Source organism: Anabaena sp. FACHB-83 (assembly GCF_014697485.1).
In the GTDB taxonomy this organism is placed as follows: Bacteria; Cyanobacteriota; Cyanobacteriia; order Cyanobacteriales; family Nostocaceae; genus Nostoc_B.
The window spans coordinates 52,644-69,765 of sequence record NZ_JACJRY010000029.1 but is presented as its reverse complement, the minus strand read 5'-3'; the positions used below and the strand labels follow the sequence as shown (position 1 = coordinate 69,765).

Genomic DNA, 17,122 nt, shown 5'->3' with positions numbered 1-17,122 from the left:
TCATAGCCAAGCACCAACTAATAGAAAAGCTGCCCAATTAAAGGGATGTTGATATTTAGGGTTTAATAACATCTGTAATTGTGCTTGGCGTAAAGCTTCGGACTTAGTTAAATTATTTTTTAATCCTTTATAAAATATTTTCATAAGTAAAGCTGTTGAATCGGCATCTACCTGCCAGAGACTAGCAATCGTACTTCTAGCTCCTGCTTGTGCGGCCACACCAGCAATGCCCAAGGCTGATCTTTTGTTTCCTTTTGCTGTTTGACAGGCGCTTAAAACCAACAACTCAAGCCCTGCTTTTTTCGACTGCTGCATTTTTTCTTTAAGCAAATCATTGAATTCTAAAATAGTAATAGGTTTGTCCCAAGCCAAAATCATTGTTTTGTCAGCAAGAGAGCTAAATTGAGCGTGAGTTGTTAAATGAATTATCGGAAAGTTATCTGTAGTCAGTTCTTTATCCAGCATGGAACTAACAAATTGCTCGTTCAATAATATCTTTGTAGAAGTAATTTCTTCTTTGATGCTGGCTATTTCTGCTTCAACCCCTGGTAGTGGCTTGAGTCCTTCAGGGGCGTTGGCAGCAGAAAAACTTGGTGATTCCTTACTAATTCCTGCAACTAAAGCCCGTAATTGTGAAGAATCTAAAAATTTAGGGAATTGGATTTTTGATCCCATCGTATAGGTGATGGCATAGTGTGTAATAAGATAACTATTGCCATCGTGAAGTATACCCATAGGTATACTTTGAAAGGTTGTATCTAAAGTGAAAACTAAGATTTTTGAAGAGGCTAAATTTTGGATAGGTGCAATCAATAATTTATAAAGTATTTGGCAGTCAGATAGAATTGTTTCTTCTGTGGTATAGGCGAAATTTCTACTTTGCAAAATTTCCAAAATATTGTTAATATGTTCTCTAATTAAAGTCGAATCAATCGAGTGATGATGGATTGAGTTAGACGACTGAGAAATCACTTCCAATGTATCAACTAAGTCGATTATATGAATAATTGTTGAATCTGAATCCTTAATTTCATTTAAAGATACAAGATTGAGTTTGCCGCATTGAAGATAATTTTCTAATTCTGTAATTTTAAATTCTTCGTTTGTTAGAATTACTTTTTGGTAGTCAGGATTAGACTTTGCTATTAATAGTCGAAGGTAATTGCGGTACACAGGTTCAATTTTTTCATTAAAAAAGAATTGAGTATCTGGATTAGTACTTAAGAGATTTCCTCGAACTTGCTGCAAATTCGTGATAGCAGCTTCGTAAAAGTGAGAAGCTTCTTTAAATTTTCCTTGCTGCCCGTATAAATCCGCTAATTGCTGCTGCCATTGATAAGCAATGTCCCACGCTTGAATTGATTGAGCAAATCCCAAAGCTTTATTAAAGTATATTTCTGATTTCCCTGGATTAAGTTTACCCAAAGTTCCCCAGCAGAAAGATTGTAAAAGTTTGTTATCAAGGCTTTCAGCAGTTGTTAGTGCTGATTCCGCAAACTGTATAGCTATATGCTGTAATTGTTTGTCTGTAGTTTTGTATAAATTATTAGCAAAATCAATCTTGGCGTAAACTGATTGACTAGCAGATAGTTCGTCAAATAAGGAATAATTTTGGAAGATTAGAGCTATTAAGTTTTGGATTTTCTGGCTAATATTTTTTTTATTTACGAAATCCTGGTTTTTCTGTAAGTTTACCCATTCCTGAAAATTCAATAGTAATGATAAATTGTTTAATTGAGATTTTAGTTTTATGTCTTTTGGCGTATTTTCTAGATTGTTTATTTGTTGATAAAGCTTGAGAGCAGAAAGTGCATTGTTTTGAATTTCGTCTATAGTATCTTTTTTTAAAATTAATTCTTCTATCCATTTATATTGTGATATTGAACGGTAATATTTTGATTTTTTAGTATTCGCCAAAGATAACAAGAAAAAATTAAAATATGGGTTTGGGGTTTGTGATTGAATAATTTCTTGTAAAACTGCCTCAGATTCGTTTAAATTCCCCAGTAGCCGTAAAACTTCTGCTAAATTTTGTAGTGCCAACAAATTTACTGGAGTAAGTTTTATCTTATGAATTGCTAAATACAGTTTTTGGGGGTCTTGATTTTTAAAAGAAGTTGGAGAGTAAGTTGATTTGCTTATTCTCAAGGCTTCCAAGAGAACATCAAAAGCATTAAGGTATAAACCTAGTCCCTGTAATGCGAGACTCTGGTTAACTAAATTTCCCGTAACGCCATCCTCAAAACCTAATTGGCGATAAAGTTTTGTTGCTTCCTTCCAATCCTGAATCGCTAATAGATATTGTCCTTTATTTAATAAAATATGCCCACTTTGTGTCAATAACTCAGCTTGCTGTTGCTTACTGATTTTGTTAGTAGCTAAAACTTTAACTGGCTTTAATATTGTTATAAAAAAACTTGAAGCCCCACAAAGTAAATATCTACGCCTTGTAATTTTCACTGTTGGCTCCGTTTATTTGTTGATGTATAGGCGGTAAAGCAAGAATTGTCTGATGAAGCTTCCGTTGTTCCAACAAATTTAGAAGGAGAAGCCGATAAAATAATTTCTCCTGATTTGCTTATTACTACTGATTGTGCTTCTACAATTGGTAGAATGCCTTGATTTGGTAATTTTTCCAAATCATTATCAGCAACAGATATAGCAACATTGGGCGACCATCCATTATTGTTAGAAATTTGGGAGTCAAGGTTGCGTGGTGCGCTCCCTGTTCCAATAATCACGAATTTGCTGGGAGAACCTGAATTTGGATTCCCCTGGCAAGATGCAGTAATTTTAGGATCTGCTTGAATTTGTATTGGCTCTACTTGAGCAGGATCAAGCTGTTCATATAACGCTTCAAGCTCAACCCTGCCATCGATTCCCAATTGGGAACTTGCTGAAACGAAGCTGTCATTTGAGAAGAAAAATCCTTTAGTTTTGATAGATACGTTACCGCCTTGTCCTCTGAATGCATTGGCTGTGATACTGCTATTGCCGAATCCAGTGATCGTGTCTGCGTTAATTGTAAGGTTACCACCGTTGCCGTTACCACCGGCTGTTGTAGTGATAGTGCTATTGCCTAATACTAATTTTGTGACGTTCAGAGCAATGTTGCCTCCTTCGCCTGATCGGGTGGATGCGGTAATAGAGCTATTGTTTAAAGATGCGGAGTTAGCGACGATCCCAAGTGTACCTGCATCTTTTGTACTGTCATTCCTAACTCCAATTTGAGCATTATTTTCTAAGATTAAATTACCGGTTCTAATAAAAACATTTCCAGATAAAGCATCTGAGGGTTGCCTGAGATTGTATATGTAATTTACAAAAGGATCACTAGAGCCTACAGATGAGGATATTCTACTAGGATTTAAAGAAGGATTTACTAATCCTGAGCCACTAAGATAGACTGTTTCAGAAGAATTGATATTTACATTCCCGGAGTTACCTGTTCGTAAACCAGACGCGGAAATTGCAGCTCCGTTTTCAACAATTAATTGCTTTGTATTAATGCTTATGTTACCAGCATCACCAGAAGAAATAGAGAGCGATGAAATATTGCTTGGAGAAAATGTAGGAACAGGTTCTGTTCCGTAGGCAAACAAAACTAAGTCAGAATGTCCACCTGAAACTTTTAAGGTTTCAGAAGCATTTATTGTTATTTTTCCTCCCTGCCCTTCTCCAAACGTAAAAGAGCTTAAAGATCCTCCATCTTGAATTACCAATTTTTTGGTTGATATTGTTACATCACCTGCATTACCTGAACCATAAGTTATAGTTCCAAACACAGAAGCAACTCCAGAGCTTTCATTGATTGCTACGCTTTTTATTTCTGTTAATTCTGACGAATTTACTGTTAGATTTCCACTTCTTCCAGGTCCAAAAGTGAGAGTAGAAACAACTTCAGAATCTTGAGCGATTATCTTGGGGGCAGAGAGAAATATATCCGCCCCTTGTCCAAAAATAGTTGCAGTAATAATACCTCGATTAACTCTTCTTATACCAAGAAAGGGCTGTACGTTAAACGAAGTTATTCCTGTTAGATTTAGCGTATCCGTTGCATTTACACTAATAGCTCCTGGAGTAGGAGATGCAAAATTCGCAATTAAGGCCAACGAGGCATCTGTAAAAGTTACATTTTTACCGTGAATAGAAATATTTCCTTGTGCAAAGCCACTTGTATCCAACAAAGATTGTTTATTAAAGCTAATGTTTTTAAACTCATGGACTCCTGTATAGTTCCAATCGTTAGAAAGCTTAACTGTACCGTTGTTAATAGCACCTATAGCAATCTGCCCAGAAGGAACAGTAACTAATCCACCGTCAAAAACTACCTCCCCACCTATTAAAGCAAAGGTTCTACCTGGTTGTAAGCGTAATCCTTCACTTTGACCTGATTCCAATAAAGTAATTGAAGCAGCTACTTGATTACCGATGATAAACTGGTTGTGTCCAGCCCCTTGCACTATTATAGGAGCCGATGAATTTGTGGTAAATTCTAATCCTAGAGGTACATTTATGCTTAATAGTGAATTATTTTGAGGGATTGTAGTACTAAATTTAATACCATCGGAAAAATTAAGACTGTTAGCTGTACTTGCCAAGAAAGAGCCACCTACTTGTAAACGTGCATTCTTACCAAATAAAATTCCATTGGAATTGATTAAAAATAAGTTTGCATTACCATTAGTTCTAATTGTTCCATCAATTACTGAGCTTGATATGCCTGTTACACGGGTAATGATGTTTTCAATATTTACGGAATTATTGAAAAAAGCAGTTTTTCCAGTAGAGATAGAAAAATCGCTAAAACTGTGATATAAATTTCTCCCAACCTGAGTTCCCCCGTCAATTATTATACTACTACCTTGATTGTTGATGGTAGAACTTGCTGGAAGTGTCTTGTCTGGAATAATTTGCGCTGATGCAGGAGTAAATTTAACAGTATCAAAAGTTAATAATAATACAATTATAGTACTGTTTATTTTGCTCATCGTTAATTTTTAGGTCTTGTAAAATCTTTTACTAAAAAGCTGCTGCTAAAAATAAAATAAAATATTTGTAGGTTAAAAATCAAGAAAATATTACAATGTACTTACCTGATGGCCCAAAAACTTCTGTATTAATACAAAATATTCAGTTTTTACTTCGACCATTAGAAACTTTAGATAGTTGGCAACAGGAATATGGGGATACTTTTAGGCTTAGAGGGAATGAAATGCCGCCTCTTATTTACTTTAGTAGCCCGGAAGCAATACAGAAAATTTTCACATCCGAACCGGAGTATCTTGGTTCTATACAAAAAAGTGATTTAGTGAAACTCTTGTTAGGAGAAAATTCCATAATTTTTCTTGGGGATGAACGCCACCATCGTCAACGGCGGATGTTATTACCCCCCTTTCATTCGGAACGAATGCGTTGGTATAGTCAGGTTATTTGCGAAATAACTGAAGAAGTTATAAATCGATTATCTCCTGGAAGTTTTTTTATAGTTCAGTTAGTTGTAAAGGAAATTTCTATGCGTGTGATCCTTAATGTCGTATTTGGATTGCAAGCAGGTGAACGTCAAAATAAAATACGGTGTATAGTAAATTCCCTTTTTGAGAGTTTTGATAATCCCCTAAGTCAAGTTTTGTGGTCTTTTCTTCCTATTATAAAAAATTGGGGTATATTGAATCCACAATCGCGCTTAATAGACCAGCTAGATCAAGAGATATATGCTCTTATTGCTGAACGTAAAATGTCAAAAGCTAGAGATAAAGATATTTTGAGTATGCTTATCGAAGCAAGAGATGAGTTTGGTAAAGCAATGACGGACATTGAGCTTCGAGACTCTTTGGTAACTTTATTATTTGCTGGATATGAAACAACTGTTTCCGCTATCTCATGGGCATTATATTGGAGTCATTACTTACCTGAAATTCAAGCAAGGCTTTTGTTTGAACTTCGAGCAAACTCTAATAAAGATAAAAATGAAGTAGCTCGATTGCCGTATCTAAATGCGGTATGTTCTGAAACATTACGACTTTATCCAATAGCTTTAAATGCGTTTGCACGATTCGTAAAGCAGCCGATAGAAATTGCAGGATATTACCTAGAACCTCCAACAATTGTTAATGTCTCAGTTTATTTGGCACATCAAAGGCAAGAAGTGTACCGAGAGCCTAAAAAGTTCATACCGGAGAGATTCTTAGAACGCCAGTTTTCCCCGTATGAATATTTGCCGTTTGGTGGAGGTAGTCGCAGATGTGTTGGCGCTGCCTTGGCGCAGCTTCAAATCAAACTTGTATTAGCAACTATTCTCTCTCGTCTTCAATTGAGTTTGGTGAGCAATCAGGCTCTTAAGCCTGTTAGGAGAGGAATTATTATGTCCCCACCTAGTTTAGAAATGATTGTGAAGGGAATTGATCAAAAAGGATTGTATTGAATCTGGAAATAAATCCCGTTTTCTTGTAAGGTTTGTCTTGGCGAGTCTACAGACATCAAAGGAAGACCCCAATCGAGTTGAGCAAAGAAGCGATCTCCCTGTGACCAACGTAACCCTAAGCCAGTAGAAGCCAGGGTATTAGTACTATTGTTAGAGGTACTATTCCATACAATACCAATATCAGTAAAGTATATGCCTTGCAACTTAGCGTTGATTTGAGGTAAGCGAAAAATAGGAAATTGGATCTCTGCGGAAGCGAAAGTGCCATTATTGCCCAGCAACAAGTCTTGGCGATAGCCTCGTACACTACTTAAACCCCCTAAGCCGAACTGCTCTAGAGATACAAGATTTGTAGTTGACAGTTGCGAACTGAAACGAAGCAGAACTAAAGTATCGGGAGCTAGAAGTTGCGCCCATTGGGATTGTAATTCCCACGAGAAAAAGCGACTGTCAGGTGCGGTGGGATTGACGGTGGCATTAAAAGCGCCAATGCCTAAATTAAATTGCGATCGCAGAGCAAAAGCTTGTCGGCTGTTCCGAACAGTCCACTCTTGAAAGAATCGGAGAGCCGAGATTCTGGTACGCCCTTCATTGTCAGATCCAGGCTGAGGAAAAGGAATACGTTGTTGTAGAGGCACGAAACTAATTTCAGTTTCGCGCCGAGATGCAGTCAGTCCAAGAGCAAATTCTTCGTTGACAGAGCGAATTATCGGCTGGCGAAACGTAAGTTCGTAAAATTGTGAGCCAGATTTTATGTCAAGACTGCTGAAGGGATTTTCGATTACTCTACCTTCAAAAATGCCGTAATTAAAAGAGAGAGTGCCTTCATGAGGGTTTAGAGGGATGCTGTAGGCAACATTCAGAAAATTACTTCCCTCTGTATTGCTGTAAGCGATATTTAGCCCGTCCCCAAGCCCCAGCAAATTAGCCTCTTTTAATTGCAATTGCCTTTGTAAGTCGCCAACACTGGGTGATCGCTGGTTGTCGAAAGACAGTTGGGTGCTAAAAGTTTTTGCCTCCGTAATCTCAACAACTAGTAGAAGTTCCCCAGGCAGATTCCCGGCTCGTAAGTCTGCGGATAAATTTTTGATCAAGGGATCTATTCTTAATAGTTGTAAAGACTTCACCAAAACTTCTTTGTTGAGCGGGCCGAGATTAGAGGCTGCTATGCGACTCCGAATATAGCCAGGATTTAGGCGTTTTGTGCCGATAACTTCAATATCTCTATCTTTGAGCTTGGTTTCAATGATTTGAATTTTAACAACCCCGTCCTGAATTTTTTGCGGCGGAATATAAGCACCAGACTGGATGTACCCTTTACTGAGGTACAAATCACTGATTTTCTTTCTAGCCTGATACAAGTCAGCAAGCGTGACCGGGCGATTAGTGTATTTTTCAAGAATTTGATCTAAGACTTTTTTGCTGAAAACTGTACCACCAATAACTTCAAATTTAGAAACAGTGAAAGTTTCTTGATTCGTATCAAATTCTTCTTCGGGCGTGGTAGAAGGGGTTGGAGCAGGAAGATTTGGAAGGGTGGGTATTGGCTGAGGCTCCTGATTTGGTAGGGGAGTAGTTGAAGGTGGTTGAACGTCTCGCGGAATGCTGTTAATCTGAGCTTTCACACTACAGTCAAACAGGGCTAACACAATGAAAGCCCCAAAAAACTTGCTAATCATTTATGCTGAATTTAGAGAGAAAGTATGATTGAAATCACTAAAACTTTCTAAAACAATATTTCCAGTATTTTCCACTATTTCAAATCATATAAAATTCAGCAATCGAAGAACAAGATTTTAAGACTGAACTTAAGAGTTTTAAAGAGTCAAGCAAATATGATGTGAACTCTCAATTCCTTATAATAGGTGAATTTCGATATTTCAAAGTTTTTCTTAGTAACAAGAAAAAGCTAAAATATATTTTAAGTTGAATCATGTTGATATCAATGTAGTAGAAGCTCACAAAATTAGCCGATAAAAATCTGCTGCCATTAATAAGGAAAAAAATTATTGCAACTATCACAAGATAGATTATCAATCACAAAAACTATCAACCCGCAAATCGCGCCAGACATCAGAAACCTGCCAGCCGGAGTTACCCACAGACTGAACCGGAGGATTGTCTAACAATGGAATGTAGTTAGGTTCAGGCTCTGGGACGACGGGTACAGGTTGCTCGATTGCAGGTGGTGTCAGAGGAACAGTCTCAGACTGGAGAAGTTGGTCTTCGGCTAACTCGATTTCCCGCATCTGTCTGAGAGTAAGCTTGTCAGATTTTTTGATAATTTTCATGAGAGTTAAAAAATGTAAAAAGTAGTGGTGAAAAAGAGCTAATTACCCAAATGAGAAGTAGACATAGCTTTTGAATCAGTTCCAGAAAGAATGTAAAAGCTCTGATTAAAATCAGGACTAAAATCACACAGGATAACTAGAATACAACAGATTAAGGAGAAATACGAGTGGTCTGTCCAGTCCTAATCCGGTTCTCAGACCAGATATGCAGTAAACATAATCATGTGATGACGGCTTGAAATTTAAATTGAATACACGATCACAAGCAGCAGAAATGCAAAGATATAAGAAACATTGAAAAACCCCAACCTTAGCTAAGGAGTGGGGCTGGAATAATAAAGACTATTCTCATGATGACACAAAGGAACACTTATCTCAGCCATGCCGAACTGGAGGTGGGGTAATGAACAACCCATCTTCTAGACGCAAAAAGACCACCGCCGTAACGAGCGCAACTCCAAAGCCAACAAAAAAGCAGCCCAAACAAGAAGAACCAGAGGTAGTAACTGTTGAAGTGGCGGTTGTTGAAGTTCCAGAATTAACGCAGGAGGAAAAGAGCGATCGCGTTAGGTTAGAAGAAAAAGTTGAGACAGCGTTTTACGAAGCAGGTCGTGCTTTGAGAGAACTGCGAGATCGCCGTCTCTACCGTTCAACGCACAAAACATTTGAGGAATATTGCAAAGATAGATTTGGGTTTGAGCGTCGTCATCCCTACAGATTAATTGAGGCGGCAGATGTTGTAGATAATCTGAAAATGTGTCCAAATTGGACACAAAATAATGCTGTGTTCAAAACAGTAACTGTAGAATCTGTTGCTATACCAGTCCTGCCAACTAGTGAAGGACAGGTACGGCCACTGACAACACTAGAACCACAGCAGCAGCAGAAAGCATGGCTCAAAGCAGTCGAAACCGTTGGGGGTAAAGTTCCTTCTGGGCGTGTAGTCAAAGATATTGTAGATAAAATTCGAGAGCGAACAAAAGTACCGAATCCCTACCGCGAAGGCGAAATCTGCATACTTGTTCCAAAGGACAACCCAGATTTACGAGGGAAGGGCGGATGCTGGGGTGTAATAATTCATGTTGGCGATTACAGTTGCACTGTTCAAACTTGGGACGGGGAATACACAGTCAAAATTGAACACCTAAAATCCTTAGAACTGCTAGATGATGATTGTAAATCAATGCAGCAGTTACGTACACGATTGCGGCGATTGCAACAAGTGGCAGACCATGACCCGTCAGTAGATTGGCTGTTGCAGGGGTTGGGGAAACAGGCGAAGCCGTATTTGTCAGGGTTGCAGGCGAGGATATTGGGAGCGATGGAACGGGAGTATGGGCTGGATGGGAAGCAGAAGAAGTGATGTGGAATAAGTTGCTGGAGTCAAGCCCATAATCCGATGAACAGACCTTTTTAAAATACTATGATCCCTACGAGGGAGAAAAGTAAACTCTAGCTACAAAAAAACTCAGAGTAGGGAAAATAATTATGGGCAAATGGATCTTAATAACGGGCGTAAGTAAAGGTCTAGGCTACGCTATGACGGAGGGTTTTATTGCACAGGGTAATACAGTGATTGGTTGCGCTCGTTCCAAGGTGATTGTTGAAAAAATGAAGCAGGATATAGATAAGCTAATGATTAATCCATGCTCATTGAGCAAAATTTTAATTTAAAGCTCTGATTGTAAAATGGAACCCGAATTCAACTTTTTTCAGCATTGGTATCCAGTTTCGCCAGTCGAAGACTTAGATCCCAATCAACCAACACCTGTGACACTTCTGGGATTACGGTTGGTCATTTGGAAACCAAAGTCATCCCCAAATTTTCGCGTGTTTTTAGATCAATGTCCTCATCGCTTGGCTCCCTTAAGTGAGGGACGGGTTGATGAGAATACGGGGAATTTAATGTGTAGCTATCACGGTTGGCAATTTGATGAGCAAGGAATTTGTACTCAGATTCCGCAAGCAGAAAATCCAGAACTTGTTAGTAAAAATCAGGAAAATCTGTGTGCTGTAGCACTACCAACTCGTCAGCAACAGGATTTACTTTGGGTGTGGGCAGATGTAAAATCGAGCCAACAAGCGGCTAAAACACCGTTACCATTATCGCCGCAAGTAGATACAAGCAAAGGCTTTGTTTGGTCTTCTTTTGTAAGGGATTTAGAGTATGACTGGCAAACTCTGGTAGAAAATGTGGCAGATCCAAGCCATGTTCCTTTTGCTCATCATGGTGTGCAAGGTGAGCGTAGCAAAGCACGACCCATACCAATCAAAATTTTGCAATCCACAGCAAATATAATTGAAGCGGCAACAGTTGGAAATTTTCAAACCACAATTACTTTTGAACCACCTTGTCGTTTAGAGTATGCCATCAAGTTTGGAGATGGGCAAAAGCAGGTTGGACTTGTTACCTATTGTCTACCAGTAGATCTGGGAAAATCACGTATTATCGCGCAGTTTCCGCGCAATTTTGCCAAAACACTGCATCGTCTAATCCCACGTTGGTGGAATCATCTTAATGAACGCAATCAAGTTCTGGATGGAGATATGGTGCTGCTACAGCAGCAAGAGTATTTTCTCCAACAGAAACAATCATCTTCTGATTGGAAAACGGCATATAAGTTACCAACAAGTGCAGATAGACTGGTAATTGAGTATCGCAATTGGTTTGATAAGTATTGTCGCGGACAGCTACCGTGGAATGAAGTTGGAATAAGTGTTGTAACAAGCGGAAAGCTCAATGAAAATCGTGAACAAGTTTTGGATCGCTACAAACAGCATACGCAGCATTGTAGTAGCTGTCGAGGCGCATTAAAAGTTGTACAACGTTTGCAAGTAGGTCTAGTGATCTACTTTGCAATTGTTGTCAGCATTGTTGCAATCCTTCCCGAAGCATTAAAAATCAAGCTGGGTTTACCGCTAATTGTGACAGCACTACTAAGTGTTGGGGTTTATGCTTGGCTGAAATTGTGGTTGAGTCCCAGATTTTATTTTGTCGACTACATCCATGCACATAGGTAGCAATCTTTGATTGGCTATAACTTGAATGAATGTGTTTACTGTTGGCGTTACCGTAGGGTAAGGCTTGTTAACTGCGGTCGTCTTTGAGCCAAGGCGATCGCCCATAGCCCATAGCCACCCGCAATCCGATAAAATTCATCAGTAGAACTGAAGTTGCCAGTAGGGGAAGCAATTGAGCCAGAGTCCACCAAAGCGAAAACTAAAGATTACGATCCTGACATTTGGTTCTAGGGGCGACGTGCAACCATACTGCGCCCTAGCTATTGGCTTGAAACGTGCGGGACATCAGGTAACAGTTGCAGCAAACGAAAACTTTGAGTCGTTTGTGAGACAGTTTGATTTGGAGTTTGCCCCTATAGCTGGCAATTCGCAAGAACTATTGCAATCAAAAAAAGGGATGCGATTGATTGCGGGAGAAAAAGTCCCGATGGTGAGTGATAAGTTGTTTCTTCAACAGATGCAATCGGCTTGGGAGGCTTGCCAGGGTGCAGAAGTAATCATCTACACGCCGTTGACGAACTGGGGATATCACATCGCGGAGAAATTAGGTGTCCCCTGTTTCTTTGCATCAGTTGTGCCGTTAACTCCAACCGGGATGTTCCCATTTTTGAAATTCGCTCGACCAACAAAAAATCTCCTCAAGAAAATTATCAACTACACCAGCTACTTCATTGCAGAGTTCCTGTACTGGCAGAAACATCGGAAGCTACTGAATGAGTTTAGAACCGAAACGTTGAAATTGCCGCCACTGCCGTTCTTGGGCAGTCGGTTTAGGAGAAAGACCCCGGCTAACGTATCCCGAATCCCTGTTTTGTATGGGTTTAGTTCGCACGTTATCCCAAGACCAACAGACTGTCCAGAGTGGGCTTCGGTGACTGGTTTCTGGTTTATTGACTGTGCCGACGAATACGAAGATGAAGCCCCTAATGAACTGTGGGATTTTCTAGGATTCAAACAAGCACCCTTGTGTTTTGGATTCGGCAGTATGACTATGCCCAATCCAGAATACCTGACCTACTATATTGTGGAAGCCCTAAAGAAAACCCATCAAGGCGGCATTATATTGTCAGGCTGGGGTCAGGTGGGCAAAATAGTCAATCCCAAAGATTCAATGCGTGTGTTTGTGATTCCCGATGTTCCACATGACTGGCTTTTACCACAAGTGAAAGCAATGGGACATCATGGCGGTGCAGGGACAACGGCGGCGGTGTTAAAAGCAGGGATACCCTCAATCGTCGTACCCTTTGTTGCGGATCAGCCAATGTGGGGTGAGATGCTAATGCGGCTGGGACTTAGCCCCAAACCGATACCGTACAAGGAAGTATCAGAAAAAACTCTAGCGGCAGCGATTGAAGCTGTACTGGGTGATGAGGGAATGCAGTTAAAAGCCCAGGAGTTAGGCGAGAAAATTAGGGCTGAGGATGGTGTGGCAAATGCGGTTGAAGCATTTCATCGGCATTTGGGGTTGATGGGGTAGGTAGTGGCAACGTAAACCAGGAAATGATGGAAGAGAAATTGGAATACCGTTCTGGGATGAACATCCCGAAACCTGCTCAAAAATTCGCCATAGAGCAAAGTCTGGTGACACTTTATCTGAAAGCAGGTACAAAGATTGAGCTTTCAACCGATCCGAACTATTTATATATTCACCAGCCAGAGAATAATAGCTGTGCGGCATTGAAGACAATCAGATCGCTCGTGACAGTCGAACCAGTAGCAATTGAGCCGCAAGCGTTATCCACAATCATGAATTATCAAATCCCAGTAGTGATATTTTCACAAACTGGTTCCTTTATGGGAAAGATTGCTGTGACAAGCTCAATAGAAGAGAAGATTGACCTTGCCCAAGCCAACATGAGCCAGGAAATGAAGTTAAAGATAATGCGTCCCTCTGTGTGGGGAAACCTGCGGCGATGCCGTCGTTATCTGATGCGTTTGCGTGGTGAATCTAATAGTGCTGTTGATATTGCCTGTGAACAAATGGAACAAGTTATCAATCGGGTTTATCAACAAGAAAGCATTGCTGCACTTCTAGAAACGTTTCAACAAGGACAACAACTGTACTACAGTGTTTTTGGGCATTTGCTCAAACATGAGTGGGGTTTAAAATGCCATGAACCAAATTCAGTTGTCAGCAGGATGTTAGATTTTAGCTATAGATTGCTAGAAGAATCGGTAAAAATAGCAGTTGAAAATACCGGACTAAACCCCACAATCGGATTTTGGCATACGAATCGTCATCAACAACAAGCCTTGATTGCCGATTTAGCGAATGAGTTTAAGCTCTACAGTGAGTTAGTGGTGATCAGAGTTTTAAATAAGCAAGTGATTGTTAGGGAAGATTTTGATGGACATGGAGATAAATCGGGATTACCGCTTTCTGTAGTTCATGCGCTTCAATACTCATATATGCAAAAGATGAACGAGCAATTTACCTATCCAGGGACAAAAATCAAATGCTCTTATGAAGAACTGTTGTACTTGCAAGCCAAACAAATTGCTATGCTGTTATGCGGTAAAATTAATGAATACTACTCGCCGGATTTGCGTTGAATAGTGTAGGAATTAGCTAGAGAATTAATAGTCACCTGATAGGGATTAAGAGAAATTGCAATACTTGGCGATAATTGGCATCATTCCGAGTCACTAGTTTCAATCCCTGATAGGGATTAAGAGAAATTGCAATTTCAAGCCCCCTCAGCGAGCAAAGGCTCCCACTCCGCGATCGCGTTTCAATCCCTGATAGGGATTAAGAGAAATTGCAATCTTTGGGAAATTCCTACTTTAATCGTTGACTCTTGGCTAGTTTCAATCCCTGATAGGGATTAAGAGAAATTGCAATTTCACATCAATGCCTTGTTTCCGCGATCGCATTCTCATGTTTCAATCCCTGATAGGGATTAAGAGAAATTGCAATGTTAATATTGGCCCGTTGCATAAATCAGAGCTTGTTGTTTCAATCCCTGATAGGGATTAAGAGAAATTGCAATTCATAAGTTACATTAGCCATATCTAAATAAGCTCAAGATGTTTCAATCCCTGATAGGGATTAAGAGAAATTGCAATATTCCTGAAAATACTTTTTTTATCAGCCATTAATTAGTTTCAATCCCTGATAGGGATTAAGAGAAATTGCAATTTGGTTAGCAAAAAATATAGCAATGGCTTTTGTTGTTTCAATCCCTGATAGGGATTAAGAGAAATTGCAATGACAAGTTCACCATTGTATAAACTGCACTCGTACGTTTCAATCCCTGATAGGGATTAAGAGAAATTGCAATAAAAGCGGAGAACAAAATGAGAGTTACTTTTGCTAGTTTCAATCCCTGATAGGGATTAAGAGAAATTGCAATTGATTTTGGAGACAACTTTGCAAGGCTAAAGCTTGGTTTCAATCCCTGATAGGGATTAAGAGAAATTGCAATTTTTCATCAGATAGATTACCATCATCTATCATTTTTTTGTTTCAATCCCTGATAGGGATTAAGAGAAATTGCAATTGCGGGAGTCGGAAAGCTAATGTATATTCGGTTTTCAAGGTTCGATTCCGCCAGTGGCTCAATTGTAACACTCCTAAATTGCAATTGACTGACACAAAAATGCTGGAATGCAGACAGGAAAAGAGGCGCGGACTATTTTGCTCTATCACAAGCTCAAAAGCTTGCACCGAGAAGAACACAGCGATTTTTGGGAAAACCTAATTTTGTACACCTACCCATCCGCGCATTGAGCCGAAAAATTTTGTTGTGTTTGGGTGATGTTCACTTGGCATTATAACCGCACAAGATAACTGATGCTTTTTAAACTGGCATTGGTGCGATCGCTTCAACACCCGTTAAGACCGATCTTTCTCAACCGTACCAAGATAGCCTATAGAGCAACGTGATTCTGTGCGTTGGCGTTCATGAGAGCCGCGTCATTCAAATAGTACAATCAACCGCGTAGACGCGCTTCGCGGCTGATCGTCAGACATCGCGCTTATTGTGGGTTTGGGTTTAGACTAGTGCAGCAAGTGTAGAAAACAAGTGGCTCAAGCATCGAAATCGATGACTAGCCTTGTTTGTAGACATTGCAGAGCAAAATATTCCCTAAAACCATATTTTGCATAGTAATATTTTGATAAGTAATCCACAGCCATATTAGCAAAACACCCACGTTCACCCCAATAAGCAATGCTTGACAGCCCTGGTGATGAGCGTAAATATTAAGCTACAAGAAAAACTTAAAATTTGTCTGATTTCCTCTTCTTCATCGAAGACAATTGCAGATAACTCAACTTCACACTCACAAATGTCCCACATCAAAGTTGATACAGTTGTTTGCATCAACAACAGCGTCCTCATGGTTTATTACACGCCCGGCCAGTGCTGGCAGTTTCGCATCATCAGCAGCACAGGTGGCATATTTGGCGAAACGAAAATCTATTACAGTTCAGAAGCGGCACGGAGGACTGGGCTGGAATGGCTGAGGGATGAGGGGTAATGTGCGACTCTCCCATTTCCTTACCCTGCACCCAAAGCAAAACCTCACCGCAGTACAGAGGTATTGCAAGTTACGTAAATTAAACCCCACAAAATAGATTTCATGCTACAGTCCGTAAAAGCGCGGATTGTGAGAAATTCCACAGTGATTCAGTAGCAGGACTCTTGAGGGGATGAGGTAGTGGTAAAACTCAAGCAAGTTTGGCAACGGTGGTTTTCTGATAGGCAAGAGAGAGTGTCCATGCGAAGTACGGCTTGATTAGTTGGTTGAGTAGTGTTTCTAGCAATTGTTTAAAAAGGATGCCAATATGCGAGAACTAACGTATTTTGTGGCTTGCAGCGTTGATGGATATATTGCTCAGAGCGACGGTTCACATAACGGCTTTTCCTCAGATGCTAAATATTTTGCTTGTTTATCTGCCGACTTTCCGGAAATCTTTCCATCACAGTTTCGTGAGGTAATGGGTATTCATGCTGAGAACAAGTGGTTTGACGTTGTTCTCATGGGGCGAAAGACCTACGAGGTAGGATTGAAGGATGGCATCACAAATCCTTACTCACACATGAAACAGTATGTCTTTTCATGCAGTATGCTCTCTAGTCCAGATGAGAATGTTGAACTTGTTAGGGAAAATGCTGTTGAGTTAGTTACAAGTTTAAAGAATGAAACAGGTAAAGGCATTTGGCTGTGTGGTGGGGCGGATTTAGCCACAACGCTTTTTGCTCACAAATTAATTGATCAGTTAATCCTGAAAATCAATCCATTTTTGATGGGTTCAGGCATTCCACTGTTTTCAGGAGTAATCGAGCAAACTGCTTTAGAAGTTGTCAATAGCAATATTTATGAAAACGGAGTAGTGTTACTTGACTACAGGGTGAAGTAATTAAGTTATTGAGTCTCGATA

Annotated in this window: 12 protein-coding genes and 1 CRISPR repeat array; of the genes, 7 read left to right on the top strand and 5 right to left on the bottom strand. The window is 39.8% G+C overall.

Annotation, left to right across the window (positions count from 1 at the left end; all coding sequences use genetic code 11):
• Positions 1-2,460: a CHAT domain-containing protein gene (locus H6G79_RS37680; protein ID WP_190592984.1), complete on the bottom strand. Its 2,460-nt coding sequence runs from the start codon at positions 2,458-2,460 to the stop codon at positions 1-3.
• Entirely contained in the window at positions 2,457-4,991 is a 2,535-nt protein-coding gene (locus H6G79_RS25745) for a filamentous hemagglutinin N-terminal domain-containing protein (protein WP_190592983.1), read from the bottom strand. Before H6G79_RS25745 ends, H6G79_RS37680 begins: the two co-directional genes overlap by 4 nt.
• A gap of 95 nt (positions 4,992-5,086) precedes the next feature.
• On the opposite strand from H6G79_RS25745, the gene H6G79_RS25740 reads away from it, so the two are divergent.
• On the top strand, positions 5,087-6,424 hold the full coding sequence (locus H6G79_RS25740; protein WP_190592982.1) for a cytochrome P450: 1,338 nt from the start codon (positions 5,087-5,089) through the stop codon (positions 6,422-6,424).
• On the opposite strand, the gene H6G79_RS25735 is transcribed toward H6G79_RS25740, so the two are convergent.
• A complete protein-coding gene (locus H6G79_RS25735; RefSeq protein WP_190592981.1) occupies positions 6,406-8,103 on the bottom strand; it encodes a ShlB/FhaC/HecB family hemolysin secretion/activation protein in 1,698 nt (565 codons plus the stop codon). The genes H6G79_RS25740 and H6G79_RS25735 overlap by 19 nt on opposite strands.
• A gap of 354 nt (positions 8,104-8,457) precedes the next feature.
• Entirely contained in the window at positions 8,458-8,715 is a 258-nt protein-coding gene (locus H6G79_RS25730; protein ID WP_190592980.1) for a hypothetical protein, read from the bottom strand.
• 403 nt (positions 8,716-9,118) lie between these two features.
• Between H6G79_RS25730 and H6G79_RS25725 the strand changes: the two genes are divergently transcribed.
• The 3 genes from H6G79_RS25725 to H6G79_RS25715 all read left to right on the top strand — a co-directional run bounded on the left by H6G79_RS25725 (position 9,119) and on the right by H6G79_RS25715 (position 11,736).
• On the top strand, positions 9,119-10,078 hold the full coding sequence (locus H6G79_RS25725) for a hypothetical protein (RefSeq protein WP_190592979.1): 960 nt from the start codon (positions 9,119-9,121) through the stop codon (positions 10,076-10,078).
• A 125-nt stretch (positions 10,079-10,203) separates the two neighbouring features.
• Positions 10,204-10,389, top strand: coding sequence for an SDR family NAD(P)-dependent oxidoreductase (locus H6G79_RS25720; protein ID WP_190592978.1), 186 nt, complete (start codon positions 10,204-10,206; stop codon positions 10,387-10,389).
• 15 nt (positions 10,390-10,404) lie between these two features.
• A complete protein-coding gene (locus tag H6G79_RS25715; RefSeq protein ID WP_190592977.1) occupies positions 10,405-11,736 on the top strand; it encodes a Rieske 2Fe-2S domain-containing protein in 1,332 nt (443 codons plus the stop codon).
• 47 nt (positions 11,737-11,783) lie between these two features.
• Here the strand turns inward: H6G79_RS25715 and H6G79_RS25710 are convergent, their stop codons facing one another.
• Positions 11,784-11,927: a hypothetical protein gene (locus H6G79_RS25710; RefSeq protein ID WP_191049376.1), complete on the bottom strand. Its 144-nt coding sequence runs from the start codon at positions 11,925-11,927 to the stop codon at positions 11,784-11,786.
• Between H6G79_RS25710 and H6G79_RS25705 the strand changes: the two genes are divergently transcribed.
• The 3 genes from H6G79_RS25705 to H6G79_RS25695 all read left to right on the top strand — a co-directional run bounded on the left by H6G79_RS25705 (position 11,909) and on the right by H6G79_RS25695 (position 17,101).
• Positions 11,909-13,213, top strand: a complete 1,305-nt coding sequence (locus H6G79_RS25705; protein WP_242048548.1) for a glycosyltransferase — start codon at positions 11,909-11,911, stop codon at positions 13,211-13,213. The genes H6G79_RS25710 and H6G79_RS25705 overlap by 19 nt on opposite strands.
• A gap of 23 nt (positions 13,214-13,236) precedes the next feature.
• Positions 13,237-14,289, top strand: a complete 1,053-nt coding sequence (gene cas1 / locus H6G79_RS25700) for a CRISPR-associated endonuclease Cas1 (RefSeq protein ID WP_190592974.1) — start codon at positions 13,237-13,239, stop codon at positions 14,287-14,289.
• Positions 14,290-14,314: 25 nt separating this feature from the next.
• Positions 14,315-15,236: a CRISPR direct-repeat array (repeat unit 37 nt; unit sequence GTTTCAATCCCTGATAGGGATTAAGAGAAATTGCAAT).
• A gap of 1,289 nt (positions 15,237-16,525) precedes the next feature.
• The gene (locus H6G79_RS25695; RefSeq protein WP_190592973.1) at positions 16,526-17,101 is read left to right on the top strand and encodes a dihydrofolate reductase family protein; all 576 of its coding nucleotides are present in this window, start codon (positions 16,526-16,528) and stop codon (positions 17,099-17,101) included.
• Positions 17,102-17,122 lie beyond the last annotated feature (21 nt).

Coding starts and splice junctions, on each gene's coding strand:
- H6G79_RS25725 (WP_190592979.1), top strand. CDS start 9,119: ATGAACAACCCATCTTCTAGACGCAAAAAGACCACCGCCGTAACGAGC.
- H6G79_RS25695 (WP_190592973.1), top strand. CDS start 16,526: ATGCGAGAACTAACGTATTTTGTGGCTTGCAGCGTTGATGGATATATT.
- H6G79_RS25740 (WP_190592982.1), top strand. CDS start 5,087: ATGTACTTACCTGATGGCCCAAAAACTTCTGTATTAATACAAAATATT.
- H6G79_RS25715 (WP_190592977.1), top strand. CDS start 10,405: ATGGAACCCGAATTCAACTTTTTTCAGCATTGGTATCCAGTTTCGCCA.
- cas1 (WP_190592974.1), top strand. CDS start 13,237: ATGATGGAAGAGAAATTGGAATACCGTTCTGGGATGAACATCCCGAAA.
- H6G79_RS25745 (WP_190592983.1), bottom strand. CDS start 4,991: ATGAGCAAAATAAACAGTACTATAATTGTATTATTATTAACTTTTGAT.
- H6G79_RS25730 (WP_190592980.1), bottom strand. CDS start 8,715: ATGAAAATTATCAAAAAATCTGACAAGCTTACTCTCAGACAGATGCGG.
- H6G79_RS25735 (WP_190592981.1), bottom strand. CDS start 8,103: ATGATTAGCAAGTTTTTTGGGGCTTTCATTGTGTTAGCCCTGTTTGAC.
- H6G79_RS25720 (WP_190592978.1), top strand. CDS start 10,204: ATGGGCAAATGGATCTTAATAACGGGCGTAAGTAAAGGTCTAGGCTAC.